The 16,337-nt window shown below is 75.1% G+C and carries 15 protein-coding genes and 1 pseudogene; 6 read left to right on the top strand and 10 right to left on the bottom strand.

Annotated elements, in window-relative coordinates; genetic code table 11:
* Window positions 1–276 precede the first annotated feature (276 nt).
* The 5 genes and pseudogenes from ACZ6S5_RS16305 to rdgB all read left to right on the top strand — a co-directional run bounded on the left by ACZ6S5_RS16305 (window position 277) and on the right by rdgB (window position 3,490).
* A complete protein-coding gene (locus ACZ6S5_RS16305) occupies window positions 277–1,023 on the top strand; it encodes an MBL fold metallo-hydrolase (RefSeq protein WP_466001079.1) in 747 nt (248 codons plus the stop codon).
* A pseudogene (locus tag ACZ6S5_RS16310) lies at window positions 1,024–1,323 on the top strand (glycosyltransferase); the annotation flags it as partial.
* Window positions 1,324–1,390: 67 nt separating this feature from the next.
* Window positions 1,391–2,095, top strand: coding sequence for a hypothetical protein (locus tag ACZ6S5_RS16315; RefSeq protein WP_466001081.1), 705 nt, complete (start codon window positions 1,391–1,393; stop codon window positions 2,093–2,095).
* Window positions 2,096–2,147: 52 nt separating this feature from the next.
* Window positions 2,148–2,873 carry a ribonuclease PH gene (rph, locus tag ACZ6S5_RS16320; RefSeq protein WP_466001083.1) on the top strand — a complete coding sequence of 242 codons (726 nt, stop codon included), beginning with the start codon at window positions 2,148–2,150 and terminating at the stop codon, window positions 2,871–2,873.
* Entirely contained in the window at window positions 2,873–3,490 is a 618-nt protein-coding gene (gene rdgB, locus ACZ6S5_RS16325) for an RdgB/HAM1 family non-canonical purine NTP pyrophosphatase (protein ID WP_466001085.1), read from the top strand. Before rph ends, rdgB begins: the two co-directional genes overlap by 1 nt.
* A 54-nt stretch (window positions 3,491–3,544) precedes the next feature.
* Here the strand turns inward: rdgB and ACZ6S5_RS16330 are convergent, their stop codons facing one another.
* The 9 genes from ACZ6S5_RS16330 to ACZ6S5_RS16370 are packed head-to-tail and all read right to left on the bottom strand — an operon-like array spanning window position 3,545 to window position 13,239.
* On the bottom strand, window positions 3,545–3,748 hold the full coding sequence (locus tag ACZ6S5_RS16330) for a DUF6186 family protein (protein ID WP_466001087.1): 204 nt from the start codon (window positions 3,746–3,748) through the stop codon (window positions 3,545–3,547).
* A complete protein-coding gene (locus ACZ6S5_RS16335) occupies window positions 3,745–4,137 on the bottom strand; it encodes a hypothetical protein (RefSeq protein ID WP_466001089.1) in 393 nt (130 codons plus the stop codon). The genes ACZ6S5_RS16330 and ACZ6S5_RS16335 overlap by 4 nt, the downstream gene beginning before the upstream one ends.
* A gap of 42 nt (window positions 4,138–4,179) precedes the next feature.
* Window positions 4,180–5,430 carry a DUF6891 domain-containing protein gene (locus tag ACZ6S5_RS16340; RefSeq protein ID WP_466001091.1) on the bottom strand — a complete coding sequence of 417 codons (1,251 nt, stop codon included), beginning with the start codon at window positions 5,428–5,430 and terminating at the stop codon, window positions 4,180–4,182.
* A 40-nt stretch (window positions 5,431–5,470) separates the two neighbouring features.
* A complete protein-coding gene (gene hutH, locus ACZ6S5_RS16345) occupies window positions 5,471–7,009 on the bottom strand; it encodes a histidine ammonia-lyase (RefSeq protein WP_466001093.1) in 1,539 nt (512 codons plus the stop codon).
* Window positions 6,997–8,175, bottom strand: coding sequence for an imidazolonepropionase (gene hutI / locus ACZ6S5_RS16350; RefSeq protein WP_466001095.1), 1,179 nt, complete (start codon window positions 8,173–8,175; stop codon window positions 6,997–6,999). Before hutI ends, hutH begins: the two co-directional genes overlap by 13 nt.
* On the bottom strand, window positions 8,172–9,530 hold the full coding sequence (locus ACZ6S5_RS16355) for a formimidoylglutamate deiminase (protein ID WP_466001287.1): 1,359 nt from the start codon (window positions 9,528–9,530) through the stop codon (window positions 8,172–8,174). The genes hutI and ACZ6S5_RS16355 overlap by 4 nt, the downstream gene beginning before the upstream one ends.
* On the bottom strand, window positions 9,527–10,726 hold the full coding sequence (locus ACZ6S5_RS16360) for an allantoate amidohydrolase (RefSeq protein WP_466001097.1): 1,200 nt from the start codon (window positions 10,724–10,726) through the stop codon (window positions 9,527–9,529). The genes ACZ6S5_RS16355 and ACZ6S5_RS16360 overlap by 4 nt, the downstream gene beginning before the upstream one ends.
* Window positions 10,723–12,378: a urocanate hydratase gene (hutU, locus tag ACZ6S5_RS16365; protein WP_466001099.1), complete on the bottom strand. Its 1,656-nt coding sequence runs from the start codon at window positions 12,376–12,378 to the stop codon at window positions 10,723–10,725. The genes ACZ6S5_RS16360 and hutU overlap by 4 nt, the downstream gene beginning before the upstream one ends.
* Window positions 12,379–12,390: 12 nt before the next feature.
* Entirely contained in the window at window positions 12,391–13,239 is an 849-nt protein-coding gene (locus ACZ6S5_RS16370; protein WP_466001101.1) for a MurR/RpiR family transcriptional regulator, read from the bottom strand.
* A gap of 141 nt (window positions 13,240–13,380) precedes the next feature.
* Between ACZ6S5_RS16370 and ACZ6S5_RS16375 the strand changes: the two genes are divergently transcribed.
* Window positions 13,381–15,264: a S1 family peptidase gene (locus ACZ6S5_RS16375; protein WP_466001103.1), complete on the top strand. Its 1,884-nt coding sequence runs from the start codon at window positions 13,381–13,383 to the stop codon at window positions 15,262–15,264.
* Between the two features lie 24 nt (window positions 15,265–15,288).
* Here the strand turns inward: ACZ6S5_RS16375 and ACZ6S5_RS16380 are convergent, their stop codons facing one another.
* Window positions 15,289–16,269, bottom strand: coding sequence for an acyltransferase family protein (locus tag ACZ6S5_RS16380; RefSeq protein ID WP_466001105.1), 981 nt, complete (start codon window positions 16,267–16,269; stop codon window positions 15,289–15,291).
* Window positions 16,270–16,337 lie beyond the last annotated feature (68 nt).

Genomic DNA, 16,337 nt, shown 5'->3' on the forward strand with positions numbered 1-16,337 from the left:
GCCCCTCCCGGGCTGCCGGGGACACCTGGGAGGCACAGCTCGGGCCTTACCGGGGGGGGGGGGGGGGCCGCCCGCCCCCCCCCCCCCGCCCGCCCCGACCGTCCTGCCCGGGGCCGGACGCGTACGGGTGTCACGTTGATGACAACTTCCGGTAGATGATTCTTGCCCGACCGGGCCGGCGCGTAGGCTGCGCAGCGTGGCGTACGCGTCGGTAGAGATCATCGGCGGGGCGACCGCCGGCGTGTCGACTACGAGGCGTGATATCGAGGCGACCGGATGCGACTGACCGTCCTCGGCTGCGCGGGCAGCTTCCCCGGCCCCGAGGCCCCCTGCTCCGCCTACCTGGTGGAGGCGGAGGGCTTCAAACTCCTGATCGACTTCGGCTCGGGGGCGCTCTCCACCCTCCAGCGGTACGTCGGGCTGCACGCCCCCGACGCCATCCTCCTCACCCACCTGCACTGCGACCACATGCTCGACGCGGTGTCGTACGTCGTGGTGCGCCGATACGCCCCCGACGGCCCGTACCCGGCCCTGCCGGTGTACGCCCCCTCCGGCGCACCGGACCGGATCGCCGCCGCGTACGGACAGGAGGGCAGCACCGTCGAGGACGTCTACCAGTTCTACGGACTGCAGCCGGGCACCTTCCCGATCGGCCCGTTCACGGTGACCGTCGACCAGATGAACCATCCGGTCGAGACGTACGGCGTGCGGCTGGAGCACAGCGGCCGCGTGTTCTGCTACTCGTCGGACACCGCGCCCTGCGACGCGCTGCTGCGCCTGGCCCAGGGCGCCGACCTCTTCCTCTGCGAGGCCAGCTACCTCGACGGGGTGGAGAACCCACCGGACCTGCACCTCACCGGCCGGGAGGCCGGCGAGTACGCCACCAAGGCGGGCGTGGGCCGGCTGCTGCTCACCCACCTGGTGGCGGCCTGGGGCAGCGAGTCGCACACCGTGGAGGCGGCGGCCGGCGCGTACACCGGGCCGCTGGACGTGGTGCGGCCCGGCGCCTGCTACGACGTCTAACTGCTCGTCGGCCACGACGGTCGGTTGGCCCCGGAGAAGCGGGTCGACCTGCTGGCGGCGATCGCCGCGCTGCCGGGCGTACGGGTCGTGGTAGCCGGCGACGGCCCGGCCCGGCCGCAGCTCGAACACGCCCTGCCCGGGGTGCGGTTCCTCGGCGTCCAGCACGGTGACGCGCTGGCCCGGCTCTGTGCCGGCCTCGACGTCTTCGTCCACACCGGACCGCACGAGACGTTCGGACAGACCCTCCAGGAAGCCGCCGCGAGTGGGGTGCCGGTGGTCGCCCCGGCCGGCGGCGGCCCGCGCTCGACCGGTCCGCCCACGCGCGACGGGACAGCCGAGGCGGTGAACGGGCCCTAGGATCGCCCGGGTGACCGACCCCTCATCCGGCCATCCCGACCCGCACCAGCAGCCCGGCCCACAGGGCTGGCCGCCCGCGCCGGGCCGGCCGGCCACGGGGCCGCAGCCGCCGGTGCCGGGCTGGCCGGCCACCGGTCCGCAGCCGCCCGCGCCCGGCCGGCCGTACCCCGGTCCGCCCGGCGGCTACCCGCCGCCCGCGCCGCCGTACCCCGGGCCCTTTCCGCCCGGCCCGCACCCGGCGGCGCGCAAGCGATCCGGCGCCGGTCGGGTGGTGGGGATCCTGCTCGCGGTCGGCGCGGTGCTGCTCGTGCTCTGCTGCTGCGGCGCGTTCACCTACGACGGCTGGTACCGGCCCCGGCAGCAGCAGGAGCAGCGCAAGGAGATGATGGCCGACGCGGGCGTGCCGGCCGGCTTCACCAGCGACGGCGTCCGGGAGGGCGAGAAGAGCGTCGGGGCCACCTACGAGCTCACCTGCGAGCGGGGCGTCTGCCCGGTGGACCTGGCGCAGAGCCTGCAGGCGTGGCTGACCAACGCCGGCCTGCCGATCACCGTGGACCGGATGCGGACCTGCCTCGCCGAGCCGGACCTCTCCGACTGCCGGGTCTTCCAGTGGAAGCGCGAAGGCTTCGAGATGACGGCGTCCGTCGTGGCCGTCGTGCCCCGGGGCCGCGACGGCTCCGTCACCGTGACCCTGAGCATCGGCTGGCACGACTGACCGGTGGGGCACCCGGGGACGGTTCGATCACGGCACCGCATAAGGTGCAGGCATGGCGCGACCTGACGGGCGGCGGCCCGACCAACTCCGACCGGTGACCCTGACCCGGGGCTGGAGCACCCACCCGGAGGGCTCGGTCCTCGTCGAGTTCGGCGCGACCCGGGTGCTCTGCACGGCGAGCGTGACCGAGGGGGTGCCCCGCTGGCGCAAGGGCTCCGGCCTCGGCTGGGTGACCGCCGAGTACGCGATGCTGCCGCGGGCCACGAACACCCGCTCGGACCGGGAGAGCGTCCGGGGGAAGATCGGCGGGCGGACCCACGAGATCTCCCGGCTGATCGGCCGCAGCCTGCGCGCCTGCGTCGACCTGAAGGCCCTCGGGGAGAACTCGGTCGTGCTCGACTGCGACGTGCTCCAGGCCGACGGCGGCACCCGGACCGCCGCGATCACCGGCGCGTACGTGGCGCTGCACGACGCGGTCACCTGGCTGGCCGAGCGTAAGGCGCTCGCCGGCAAGGTGGAGAAGGTGATGCACCGGTCGGTGGCGGCGGTCAGCGTCGGCATCATCGCCGGCGAGGCACGGCTGGACCTCTGCTACGAGGAGGACGTCGCCGCCGAGGTCGACATGAACGTGGTCTGCACCGGGACCGGCGACTTCGTCGAGGTGCAGGGGACGGGCGAGGCCGGCGTCTTCGCCCGTGACCAGCTCGACGCCCTGCTCGACCTGGGTGTGGCGGGCTGTCTGGAACTGGCCGACGCGCAGCGGAAGGCGCTCACCTGATGAACAAGGTCCTCCTCGCCACCCGGAACCGGAAGAAGCTGGTCGAGCTGCAGCGGATCCTGGACGGCGCGCTCGGCGCGCACCGGATCGCCCTACTCGGCCTCGACGACGTCGAGGAATATCCGGAGCTGCCGGAGACCGGCCTCACCTTCGGCGAGAACGCGCTGATCAAGGCGCGGGAGGGCTGCCGGCGCACCGGCCTGCCGACCATCGCCGACGACTCCGGGCTGGCCGCGGACGCGCTCAACGGCATGCCGGGCGTGTTCAGCGCCCGCTGGTCCGGCCGGCACGGCGACGACCAGGCCAACCTCCAGCTGGTGCTGGACCAGGTCGCCGACGTGCCGGACGAGCACCGGGGCGCCGCCTTCGTCTGCACCGTGGCCCTGGTGCTGCCCGGCGGCAAGGAGCACCTGGTCGACGGCCGCCAGTCCGGCCGGCTGCTGCGCGCGCCGCGCGGCGAGGGCGGCTTCGGGTACGACCCGATCTTCCTCGGCGACGGCCAGGAGCGGACCAACGCGGAGCTGACCCCCGAGGAGAAGGACGCCGTCAGCCACCGCGGCAAGGCCCTACGCGAGCTGGCCAAGCTGGTCGCCAAGGTCCTCCCGCCCGCCGCCTGAGCGGCCGGCGACGGCCGCACCGCCGTCGCCCTGCCGGCTCACGCCGCCGGCCCGTCACCGGGCCAGGAAGTGCCAGCCGAGCCAGAGCCAGACGCCGAGGACCAGCGCCCGGCCGCCGGTGGTGCGCAGCGCTGCGGTCAGCGCCGCGCCGAGCGGCACCCCGGCCGGGCCGGCCCGCCGCCGCCCGAGCGCGTCGACGGCCACCATCAGCAGCAGGATCGCGGCGAAGCCGGCGGCGATCAGCCCCCGGGCGGTCACCGGGTCACCAGCCAGGCGCCGGTGCCGAGCCAGAGCAGATACCCGGCGACCCGTCCGGGCCAGGTGGCGAGCACCGGGTCGGCGAGGATGCTGAAGGTCGGGTGCGCTTCGTCGTTGCCGGCCAGGAACGCACCCAGCTCCCACAGGCAGAACAGCACCCCGAGACCGAGCCAGGTCACGGCGGCGCGCCGCCCGACCCGCCGGAGCCGGCCGGGCGTACGGCGCAGGCCCGCGACGAGGAGCACGCCGCCGGGCAGCAGGACGGCGGCCGCCGCCGGCCCGGTGAGCGGCCGGGCGGCCGCCGCGACCAGGGCGTACCCGATGACGGCCGGCCAGACCAGCCGGCGCCACCGGGGCGGCGCCAGGGCGCCGACGGTGGGCTGTTCCATGCCTCCAGTGTGGAGCGCTGCGGCGCCTTGAGCGAGGACCGCTCAGCGGAGGTGCACGGTGGTCAGGTCGCCCAGCCCCCGCACCGCCACCCGGTCCTCCACGGCCAGCACGGTGAGCACCCGTTCCACCTCGGCCAGCGTCGCGTAGCGGCCGACCACGACCCCCGCCTCGGTGTCCAGCTCCTCCACCCAGAGCCCGTCCGGCTCCCAGGTGGTCTGCACGCAGCCGCCGGAGCGGCCGACGCAGGTGAGGAAGTCGTAACTGAGCGGGCGCATGGCGTGCAACACGGCCAGCAGTTCCGCCAAGTCCATCGGCACGTCCCGGTCCGAGCCGTACGGGTGGTCGCCGGTTACCTCGACGAAGCCGACCGGGGCCGGCGTCGGCGCACCGCTCGGCGGCAGGCCGCGCAGCCGGCGAACCAGCGCGATCCCGTCGTGCCGGCCCACCGTCAGCTCCGGCCCGTCCGCAACCGTCCCGACCAGCGCGTCGCCGTCGCGCCGGACCTCGACCGACCGGTCTTCCCAGGTCAGGCGGACCCGGACGGCAGCCGGCAGCCACGGCAGGTGCAGAGCGGTGAACCGCCCGGCGGGCGCCGGCCCATCCGTCGGGGCGTGCCGTCCGGTCCACGTGCCCAGCAGCTCCACGTCGACCTCGACGTCGCCGTCGGCAGTGACGGGTACGGCGGCGAGCCGGCCGACCCGGCGCCGCCGCCAGTCCAGCGGCACGTGGATCCGGCTGCCGACACTGCCGTTCCAGTTGACGGCCAGCCCCTCGGCGCGCAACGCCGCCGCCACCTCCACGCCGATCTCCGCCGCGGACTGCTGCGGCCCGTACGCGAGATACACCCCCTGTCCGTCGACGCCGTGCTCGGCGTCCTGCCGGTGATAGAAGGCGTAGCCGCGCGGGGTCACTCCGCGCGGCACGTCGTCGCCGATCTCGGCGACGCCGCAGTTCTGGCAGCAGGTGAAGCTCTCCCGGGCAACCACACCGGCGGCGGTGAGCGCCCGGAACGCGGCGGTGAGCCGGTCGCTGTCGGTCACCTCCGGCCAGCTCTCCTGGTCGGTGAGGTGCGCGGTCAGCTCCTCGGCCACGACCGCCCAGGCCAGCTCCGCGACCCGGGCCTCCTCGGCCTCGCCGTCCAGGTACTCCACCGTCTCCACGACGATCGCCGCCGCGGGCAGCTCGGCCAGCGCCACCTGCCGGCGTACGAAGGCCCGGATCTCGTCGCGCAGGTCGTCCCCGTCAAGGGTGTCGGTAGGGTCCGGGGCAGTCACCGCGTCGTCGTCGCTCACGGCGGCGAACGGTAGCAGCCCCGGCCGACAGCGCTGCCGCTCAGCCCAGCGAGCCCACCTCCCGCTCGATCGCCGCCCGCAGCTCAGGGCCGCTCAACGCCTCCCGCGCAGCCTCCATCAGCGGGGCGAGGAACACGTCCGGACCCGGCTCGCCGATCACCTCTCCGAGCGCGGCCAGCGCGGCCCGGCCGGCCGGGGACGGGGTCAGCGGGGCGCGCAGCTGGAGCCCGCGTACGGCGGCCAGCAGCTCCACCGCGAGCAGGCTGGTCAGGTTGTCCAGCACGGTCCGCAGCTTCTTGGCCGCGGCCCAGCCCATCGAGACGTGGTCCTCCTGCATGCCGCTGGTGGGCAGCGAGTCGACCGAGGCGGGGGCGGCCAGCCGCCGGTTCTCGGCGACGATGCCGGCGGCCGTGTACTGGGCGATCATCAGCCCGGAGTTGACCCCGGCGTCGGGGGAGAGGAACGCCGGCAGTTCCCGGGAGCGGGTGACGTCCAGCAGCCGGTCCACCCGGCGCTCGGCGATCGCGCCCACCTCGGCGGCGGCGATGGCCAGGTAGTCGGCGGCGAAGCCGAGCGGCGCCCCGTGGAAGTTGCCGGTCGACTCGACCCGCCCGTCCGGCAGCACCACCGGGTTGTCGACCACCGACAGCAGCTCCCGGCCGGCCACCACCTCGACGAAGTCGAGGGTGTCCCGGGCCGCGCCGGCCACCTGCGGCGCGCAGCGCATCGAGTACGCGTCCTGCACCGCGTGCGCCAGGTCGTCGCGGTGCGAGTCCATCACCGCCGAGTTCTGCAGCAGCTTGTGGATGTTCGCCGCCGACGCCGCCTGGCCGGGGTGCGGCCGGATGGCGTGCAGCTCCGGCAGGAACGGCCGCTCCGAGCCGAGCATCGCCTCGATCGCCAGCGCGGCGGTGACGTCGGCCATGGCGAACAGGTGCCGGGCGTCGTGGATCGCCAGCAGCAGCATGCCGAGCATGCCGTCGGTGCCGTTGATCAGCGCCAGCCCCTCCTTGGCGGCCAGCTCGACCGGCGCCAGCCCGACCCGGCGCAGCGCGTCCGCCGCCGGGATCCGGTCACCGGCCGGGCCGAGCACCCAGCCCTCGCCGAGCAGCACCAGCGCGCAGTGCGCGAGCGGGGCCAGGTCGCCGGAGGCACCCAGCGAGCCGTGCTCCGGCACCCATGGGGTGACGTCGTGGTTGAGCAGGTCCACCAGGGCCTCGGCGACGAGCGGCCGGACCCCGGAGCGGCCGAGGGCGAGCGAGCGTACTCGCAGCAGCATCATCGCGCGGACCACCTCGCGGGGCATCGGCGCGCCGACGCCGGCGGCGTGCGAGCGGATCAGCGCGTGCTGCAGCTCGGCCCGCCGCTCGGGCGCGACGAAGGTGTTGGCGAGCGCACCGAAGCCGGTGGAGACGCCGTACACCGGCCGGCCGGCGGCCTCGATGCCGTCCACGATGGACCGGCTGGCCGCCATCGCCGCCACGGTGGCGGGGTCGAGGACGACCTTGGCGGTGCCGCGGGCCACGGCGAGCACGTCGGCGGGGGAGATCCCGGTGGGCTGGATGACTACGGTCGACATTGCGGCACTCCGTTGTGCAGAACCTGGCGGATCAGGGGGACCCCTGGCCGGTAGGCCAGGTGCAGGTGGGACGGGGCGTCGAGGATCATCAGGTCGGCCCGCGCGCCCCGCGCGAGCCGGCCCACGTCGGTGCGGCGCAGCGCCGCCGCCCCGCCGGCGGTCGCGGCCCACACGGCCTCCGCCGGGGTCATCCGCATCTCGCGTACGGCGAGCGCGACGCAGAACGGCATCGACGAGGTGTACGACGAGCCGGGGTTGCAGTCGGTGGCCAGCGCGACGGTCACCCCGGCGTCGAGCAGCCGGCGGGCGTCCGGGTACGGCGATCGGGTGGAGAACTCCGCCCCGGGCAGCAGCGTGGCGACGGTCTCCGAGCCGGCGAGCGCGTCGACGTCGGCGTCGGACAAGTGGGTGCAGTGGTCGACGCTGGCCGCGCCCAGCTCCACCCCGAGCTGCACGCCCGGCCCGGGGCCGAGCTGGTTGGCGTGCACCCGCACGCCCAGCCCGACGGCCTGCCCGCAGGCGAGGATCGCCCGGGCGTGGTCCACGTCGAAGGCGCCCCGCTCACAGAACACGTCGATCCACCGGGCGTACGGGGCGGCGGCGGCCAGCATCGGCCCGCACACCATGCCCACGTAGTCGTCCGGGCGGTCGGCGTACTCGGCGGGGACCACGTGCGCACCGAGGAAGGTGGTGTCCCCGGTGAACTCGGCGGCGATCCGCAGCGAGCGTGCCTCGTCGGCGACGGTGAGCCCGTACCCGCTCTTGATCTCGACCGTGGTGCTGCCCTGCCGCATCGCCTCGCCGCGCAGCCGCCGGACGGTGGCCCGCAGCTCGTCGTCGGAGGCGGCGCGGGTGGCGCCGACGGTGGTCCGGATCCCACCCCCGGTGTACGGCTGGCCGGCCATCCGGGCGGCGAACTCGGCGGCCCGGTCCCCGGCGAAGACCAGGTGGGCGTGGCTGTCCACGAAACCGGGCAGCACGGCCCCGCCCCCGGCGTCGATCCGCCGGTCGGCGGCCGGGGCGTCCCGGGCCGGCCCGATCCAGGCCACCTGCCCGTCCTCGACCAGCAGGGCGACGTCGCGGCGCAGGCCCAGCGGGTCGGCCTCACCCTCCCACGGGGTGTTGGTGACCAGCTCCCCGATGTTGTCCACCAGCAGGCTGCTCATGAGCGAGTCACCTCCGTGATGGCGTCGTGCAGCTCGGCCGGCACGTCGACGGTCAGGTGGCGGCCCTCGGCGACCACGGTCCGCCCGTCGACCACCACGGTGGTCACGTCGGCGGCGGTGGCCGCGAAGAACGCGCCGACCGGCGGCACCCCGGCGGTCCGGGCGCTGTCCAGCCGTACCGCGACCAGGTCGGCCCGGTCGCCCACCGCCAGCCGGCCGGCGTCGCCCCAGCCGAGTGCGGCGTGCCCGCCGACGGTGGCGGCGGTGAGCAGCTCGACGGCGGTGAAGTGCCCCCGCTTGCGGGTGCGCAGCCGCTCGTCCAGCTCGACCGCGCGGGCCTCCTCGAAGAGGTCGACCACCGCGTGGCTGTCGCTGCCCAGGCTGAGCGGGCTGCCCGCCTCGGCCATCCGCCGAACCGGCCCGATCCCGTCGGCCAGGTCCCGCTCGGTGGTGGGACAGAGGCAGACCCCGGTCCGGCTCTCCCCGAGCAGGCTGATGTCGGCCCCGGTTGGGTGGGTGGCGTGCACGGCGGTGGTGTGCGGGCCGAGCACCCCGTGCTCGGCCAGCAGCCGGGTGGGGGTGCAGCCGTGCACGGCCCGGCAGGCGTCGTTCTCGGCCGGCTGCTCGGAGAGGTGCACGTGCAGCGGCAGGCCCTGGCGGTCGGCCCAGCCGGCCACGGTGGCGAGCTGCCCGGCGGGCACCGCGCGGACCGAGTGGATCGCCGCGCCCAGCCGGACGTGGTCGTCCTCCGGGGTGAAGGCGCTCACCCGGTCCGCCCAGCGCAGCGCGTCCCCGTCGCCGAACCGGCGCTGCGGCCCGGTCAGCGGGTCCCCGGCCACGCTCGCGGTCAGGTACGCGGTGTCGAGCAGGGTGAGCCGGACCCCGGCGTGCGCGGCGGCCTCGACCAGCGCCGCCGACATCGCGTTCGGGTCGTCGTACGGCTTCCCGTCCGGCCCGTGGTGCAGGTAGTGGAACTCGCCCACGCAGGTGATCCCGGCGAGCGCCATCTCGGCGTACGCGGCCCGGGCCAGGGCCAGGTACGAGTCGGGGTCGAGCCGGGCCGCGACGGAGTACATCACGTCCCGCCAGCTCCAGAAGTCGCCCCGCCCGCCGTGGGTCCGCCCGCGCAGCGCCCGGTGGAAGGCGTGCGAGTGGGCGTTGGCCAGCCCCGGCAGGGTGAGCCCGGGCAGCCGGGTGGCGTCCCGGAGCACCTCGACCCCGGCGGCCGGCGTGCCCCCGCCGCCCACCAGCGGCGTGACGGCGGTGATCCGGCCGTCCTCGGCCTCGATCAACACGTCCGGGGTGGGCTCGGCGTGGTCGGGCAGCCAGGCGTACTCGGCCAGCCAGCGGGTCAGCGGCATGCCAGCTCCTCCAGCACCCGGGCCAGGGCGGTCACCCCGGCGGCGCAGTCGGCGTCGGTGGCGGACTCGGCGGGGGAGTGCGACACCCCGGTCGGGTTCCGTACGAACAGCATGGCGGTGGGCAGGTGCGCGGCCAGCACCCCGGCGTCGTGTCCCGCCCCGGTGGGCAGCACCGGCGCGTCCAGCAGCCGGGCCAGCCGGTCGGCCAGCCCGCCGTCGAACGCCACCAGCGGGGTCGCCGACTCCTGCGTGCAGGTCAGCTCGGTGCCGTCCCGCCGGGCCCGCTCGGCCGCCTTGGCCTGGACCGCCTCGACCAGGCCGTGCAGCGTCGCCGGCTCGGCCGCCCGGGCGTCCAGCCAACCGGTCACCCGGGCCGGGATGGCGTTGGTGGCGTTCGGCTCCACCGCCACCCGGCCGACCGTGGCGTGCGCGTCGCGCAGCCGGGCCTCCTTGTTCGCCGCGAGCACGGTGAACGCGTAGGTGAGCATCGGGTCGCGGCGGTCGGCCATCCGGGTCGTACCCGCGTGGTTGCCCTCGCCGTGGAAGTCGAACCGCCAGCGGCCGTGCGGCCAGATCGCGCTGGCCACCGCGACCGGCGCGGCCCGGTCGACCAGCGCGCGGCCCTGCTCGACGTGCAGCTCCACGAAGGCCGCGAAGCGGCCGAGCAGGCCCGGGTCGGCGCCCGCCGGCCGGTCGCCCAGCGCCTCGGCGAAGGTCACCCCGGCCGCGTCCCGCAGCCCGGCCGCGCGGTCCACCGCGATCTCCCCGGTGAGCAGCCGCGACCCCAGGCAGGGTACGCCGAACCGGGCCCCCTCCTCCTCGACGAACGCGGCCACCGCCACCGGCCGGACCGGGGTGACCCCGGCCGACCGCAGCTCGTCCACGGCGAGGAACGCGCTGACGATGCCGAGCGGCCCGTCGTACGCCCCGCCGTGCGGCACCGAGTCGAAGTGGCTGCCGGTCAGCACCGCGCCGCCGGCCGCCGGGTCACCCCACCAGGCGAACAGGTTGCCGTTGCCGTCCTCCCGCACCGGCAGGCCCCGCGCGTCGGCCTGCTCCCGGAACCAGGCCCGCAGGGTGAGTTCCGGCTCGGTCAGCGCGTAGCGCAGGTAGCCGCCGCTGCCCGCGTCCCGCCCGACCGGGGCGATCTCGTCCCAGAGCTTGCGGAACCGGGCAGCCAGGTCGGTCACGCCGGGCCCTCGGTCATCGGGACGCGCACGCCGGTCCGCTGCGCCACCTCGCCGGCCGCGTCGTAGCCGGCGTCGACGTGCCGGATGACGCCCATCGCCGGGTCGTTGGTGAGCACCCGCTCGATCTTCTGCCCGGCGAGGGCGCTGCCGTCGGCCACGCAGACCTGGCCGGCGTGGATGGACCGGCCGATGCCCACGCCGCCGCCGTGGTGGATGGACACCCAGGACGCGCCGCTGGCGGTGTTGACCAGGGCGTTGAGCAGCGGCCAGTCGGCGATCGCGTCGGACCCGTCGGCCATCGCCTCGGTCTCCCGGTAGGGGCTGGCCACGCTGCCGCAGTCCAGGTGGTCCCGGCCGATCACCACCGGCGCGCTCAGCTCACCGGAGGCGACCATCTCGTTGAACCGCACCCCGGCCTTGTCCCGCTCGCCGTAGCCGAGCCAGCAGATCCGCGCCGGCAGGCCCTGGAAGGCGACCCGCTCGCCGGCCAGCCGGATCCACCGGGCGAGGGACTCGTTCTCCGGGAACAGGTCGAGGATGGCCCGGTCGGTGGCCGCGATGTCGGCCGGGTCGCCGGAGAGTGCCGCCCACCGGAACGGGCCCTTGCCCTCGCAGAACAGCGGCCGGATGTACGCGGGCACGAAGCCGGGGAAGTCGAAGGCCCGCTCGAACCCGCCGAGCTTCGCCTCGCCGCGGATCGAGTTGCCGTAGTCGAAGACCTCGGCGCCCGCGTCGAGGAAGCCGACCATCGCCTCGACGTGCTTGGCCATCGAGGCCCGCGCCCGGTCGGTGAACTCGGCCGGCTTGGCCGCCGCGTAGTCCCGGGCGTCGGCCAGTTCCACCCCCTCCGGCAGGTACGACAGCGGGTCGTGCGCGCTGGTCTGGTCGGTGACGATGTCGATGGCGACGCCCCGGCGCAGCAGTTCGGGGAAGACCGTGGCGCCGTTGCCGACCACACCGACGCTCAGCGCCCGCCGGTCCCGCTTCGCGGCGAGCACCCGCTCGACCGCGTCGTCCAGCGAGTCGGCGATCTCGTCCAGGTAGCGGTCGTGCGCCCGCCGCTCCAGCCGGCTGCGGTCCACGTCCACGATCAGGCAGGCGCCGCCGTTCATGGTCACGGCCAGGGGCTGCGCCCCGCCCATCCCGCCGCAGCCGGCGGTGAGCGTCAGTGTCCCGGCGAGGCTGCCATCGAAGCGCTTGGCGGCGACCGCGGCGAACGTCTCGTACGTGCCCTGGAGGATGCCCTGGGTGCCGATGTAGATCCACGAACCGGCGGTCATCTGCCCGTACATGGTCAGGCCGAGCTGCTCCAGCCGGCGGAACTCCGGCCAGGTGGCCCAGTCCCCGACCAGGTTGGAGTTGGCCAGCAGCACCCGGGGCGCCCACTCGTGGGTGCGCATGACGCCGACCGGGCGGCCGGACTGCACCAGCATCGTCTCGTCGTCGCGCAGCTCGGTCAGCGTCCGCACCAGCGCGTGGTACGACGGCCAGTCCCGGGCGGCCTTCCCGGTGCCGCCGTAGACCACCAGGTCCTCGGGGCGCTCGGCCACCTCGGGGTCGAGGTTGTTCATCAGCATCCGCAGCGCGGCCTCCTGCGGCCACCCCTTTGCGGTGCGTGCGGTGCCGCGGGCGGCGCGGACGGGCTGGTGCATCTCGTACTCCTCTCAGCCGAGGAACAACTGGCGGCGGGCGGCGGACGACTCGAACGCCTCGAGCCGGGCCTGGGTCTCGGCCGGGGCGGCGTCGCAGATCGCCTGGAGCACCACCATGGCCAGGGTCATCGGGGCGGTGTGCAGATCGAAGACCAGGTCGGTGCCGACGGCGGCGGGGAGCACCACGTCGGCGTGGTCGGTCGCCGGGCTCACCGGCGAGTCGGTGATCGCGACGACGGTCAGCCCGAGGTCCCGGGCCTCGCGCAGCGCGTCCAGGGTCTCCCGGGGGTAGCGGGGCAGCACGAAGGCGAGCAGCGCGCCCGCCCCGGCCGCGGCGGCCTGCTCGAGCCGGTCGGCGAGGAGGCTGCCCCCGTCGTCGAGCACCCGCACGTCCGGGTGCACCTTCGCGGCGAAGTACGCGAAGTACGCGGCCAGCGGCGCGGCGGCGCGCAGGCCGAGCACCGGCAGCGGGCGGCTGGCCGCGAGCAGCTTGCCCACCTCGGCGAGCCGGCTGGCGTCGGCGAGTTCGCCGGCGAGCCGGTCGAGGTTGCCCATCTCGGCACGGACCGCCCGCTGGAGTGGGTTGTCCCCGTCGGCCGGCGGGGTGCCCCCGCCGGCGCCCAGCTCCCGCAGCCGGCGGCGCAGCGCGGGGTAGCCGTCGTGCCCGAGCGCCATCGCGAACCGGGTGACCGACGGCTGGCTCACCCCGGCCAGCTCGGCCACCTCGGCCGCGGAGAGGTACGCCGCCGCGCCCGCGTGCTGCACCAGGCAGTGCGCGATCCGGCGCTGGGTGGGGGTGAGCCGTACGTCGTGGAAGAGGTCGAGCAGGCGGTCGGGGGGTGCCGCACCGCTTTCATTCATGGGGGGACTCTATGCATGAAAACTTTCACAGCGCAACCTCCGGCCGCCGAAACGGTGACCAGTCGGCCGCCTCCCGGGCGACGACGCCGGGTGCGTCGCCTCTGTACTATCCGCACGGCGGAGGAACAGAGGAGTGGTGGCATGCAGCCGGTCGGTCCGTACAGGTTCACCGAAACGCTCGGCGTGTGCCAGGTGGGCACGGCGTGGTGGGCCATCGACGGGCATGACCGGTTGGTGACGGTGGCGGTCCTCGAGGGCGCCGCGGCCACCGACCAGCCGTGGCGGGAGGCCTTCGCCAACGCGGCCAACGCCATGGCGCTGACCCCGGGCGGCCAGCGCTACGTCAACGCCGACTTCGCCGCCGCCAAGCCCTGGGTGGCATACCCCTCCGAGGAGGGGATGGGGGCGCAGCGGCTGTTCCAGAGCCTCGGCATGGACCTGCACCCGGCCGAGTCCGAGGCGGAGGTCCTCATTCCCGAGACGGGCGCGGTGGCGGGCCCGCCGCAGCCGGTCTCGGGGGTACCAACCTCCGGCTCGCCGAGCCCCACGTCCGGCCCGCCGCTGCCGTGGGCGATGCACGCCGCGGTGCCGCACCAGGTGTCGTCCCCGCCGCAGCAGATGTCCCCCGCGCCGCCGGCGGAGCACCCGCGGCCGGTCAGCGCCCCGCCGCACGACCCGTTCGCCGCCCCGGCCCGCCGGATCACGCCCACCGGGCCCCAACCCCGGCGGCAGACCGGACTCTGGGCCGCGCTCGCCGCGCTGCTGCTGGTCGCCGTCGTGGCCGGTGGCGTCGGCGTCTCGGCGATCTCCGGCGACGACACCGACAACCCCGCGCCACAGCCGACCGTCGCCTCCACCGCCTTCCCCAGCCCGGCCGCGGTCAACCCGGGCCTGAAGCCCTGGGCGCAGGCCGCGTTGCGCAGCCCGGAGGAGCGGGCGCTGGCGACGGCCGGACCGTCCATGGTGTTCATCGAGGTCATCTTCACCGGTTACGTCCGCAGCAAGCAGGGCAACACTCTGCTCCGCAAGACGCCGGTCACCTTCAACCGGCGGTGCAGCGGTGTCGTGGTCAACCCCGACGGCCACGTCCTCACCAACAGCCAGTGCGTCCGCCCCACCCAGGACATTCTCATCGGCAACGCGCTGGGTGCCCTGGCCAACGCGCTCGTCACCGAGGGCGCCCTCAGCAGCAAGAACGTCGCCGCGTTCACCAGCGCGCGGATGAAGACCACCCTCTTCACCGGCGCCGAGCCCGGCACCGAGCCGGAGGCCAAGCTCTACGGTCAGCTCAACGTGGCCAAGGGCGACGTCACGGACAGCCCGGCGATCCCCGGTGCCGTCGTGCAGGCCCTCGCCCTCGACGCCGGGAACCTCGCCCTGGTCAAGCTCGAGCAGGGCAACCTCCCGGCCGCGGAGCTGAACCCCTCCGCCACCGTCGCGGCGGACACGTCCCTGCTCATCCTCGGCTACAACACCACCGACACCAGCTACCGTTCCGCCTCCTACGCGGTGGTGACGAAGCCGGTGACGGTGACCGGAGTGGACGCTCAGTCGCCGGTGCAGGCGTACCGGATCAACGACGACCTGGGGCTCTCCTCGTGGGGCGGGATCGCCATCGACCCGAGCGGTCGGGTCGTGGGGATGCTGGACAACGACCTCCTGCGGCCGGACAAGGCGAACCGGCTCGTGGTGCCGGTGTCCACGATGACCGACCTGCTCTCCACCGCAGGCGTGCAGAGCACCCTCGGGGAGTCGGACAAGCTGTACCGCAGCGGTCTCGACGCGTACTTCGCCGGCCAGAACTCCACCGCGGCCGACCGCTTCGGTGCGGTGGCCGAGCAGTCGCCCGGCAACCTGCTGGCGCAGGTCTACCGCCAGGCCGCCATCGACAGCGGAGGCGGGCGGGGCTCCTCGGCCTCGCCCGGCTGGGCGATGCCGCTGCTCGGTGCGGCCGCCGGGGCGCTCGCCGCCGGGCTCGTCGTCCTGGTCCTGATCCTGGTCAGGCGGCGCAACAACCCGGCCTAGCAGGCCGGCGCGGGGCGCGGCCGGTCACCGGCCGCCGCCCCCGTTCGTGCCGGTCAGGTACAGGCTGGCCGGGGTCCGGAGCGCTACCAGCGCGAACGCCCAGGGCAGCACCAGGGCGGCGGCCAGGTGCGACCAGCCCCCATTCGGCGAGGTGTGCAGCACCCAGAGCACGCCCGCGTGGCTCAGCACGACCGCGATGCCGCAGGCGGAGAGCCGGCTGATCGTCCGGGCGGACGCGGCGTCGATCCGGGTGTCCAGCGCCTCGGCGAGCAGCACCAGCCCGCCGCTGATCAGGGCGGCGGTCAGCACGCCGAGGCCGGGCGTACCGAAGTCGCCCGCCTTCACGTCCAGCGGGGTGCTCAGGCCAGTCACCACCAGCGCTGCACCGAGCAGGAGCAGCACGGCGCCGGTGCCCACGGACAGGTGCGGGCGCAACTGCCGCAGCAGGCGGCCGGCCAGCACGAAGATCAGGCAGGCGGGGACGAGGAGCACGCCGAGCGGCCCGGCGGTGACCACCTGCGGCGCGAGGTAGGCGACGACGAGCCCGACCAGGGCCACCGCCCAGGTCACCGCCGTCGGGAGCCGCTCCAGTAGCCGGTACGCGAGGGCGAGCAGGAAGAGCACCGAGACGAACCAGAAGGCCGAGAACGGCCGGACTGCCGCGCTGCCCCCGTAGAGGGCATCGCCGAACGCACCGTCGGCGACCGCCCCGGTCGCCGCCTCGGCGGCCAGCAGCACCCCGAACAGCAGAGCGAACCAGGTGACGTACGGCAGACCGAGCGACCGCCACCGCTTGCGCACCTCGCCGGCCAGCGGCCGGCCGGGCGTCCAGAAGTATCCGGTGAGGACGAAGAAGAGCGGGACGTGCCAGGTGTAGATCGCGGCGCGGGTGAAGCTGTTGCTCCACACGTGGCCGAAGACCACCGCGGCGATACCGACGATGCGGAGAAGGTCTACGCCGGCGGACCGGACGCTCACCGGTGCCGTTGTGCTCGTTGCGGCCATGGCGGGCATCATGGCAGACCACCACCGCCGGCCGCCTCCCGCCCCGGGCCCCGTGGAGCCCCGCCGCC

The sequence above is a fragment of the Micromonospora sp. NPDC051924 genome, from assembly GCF_055586005.1.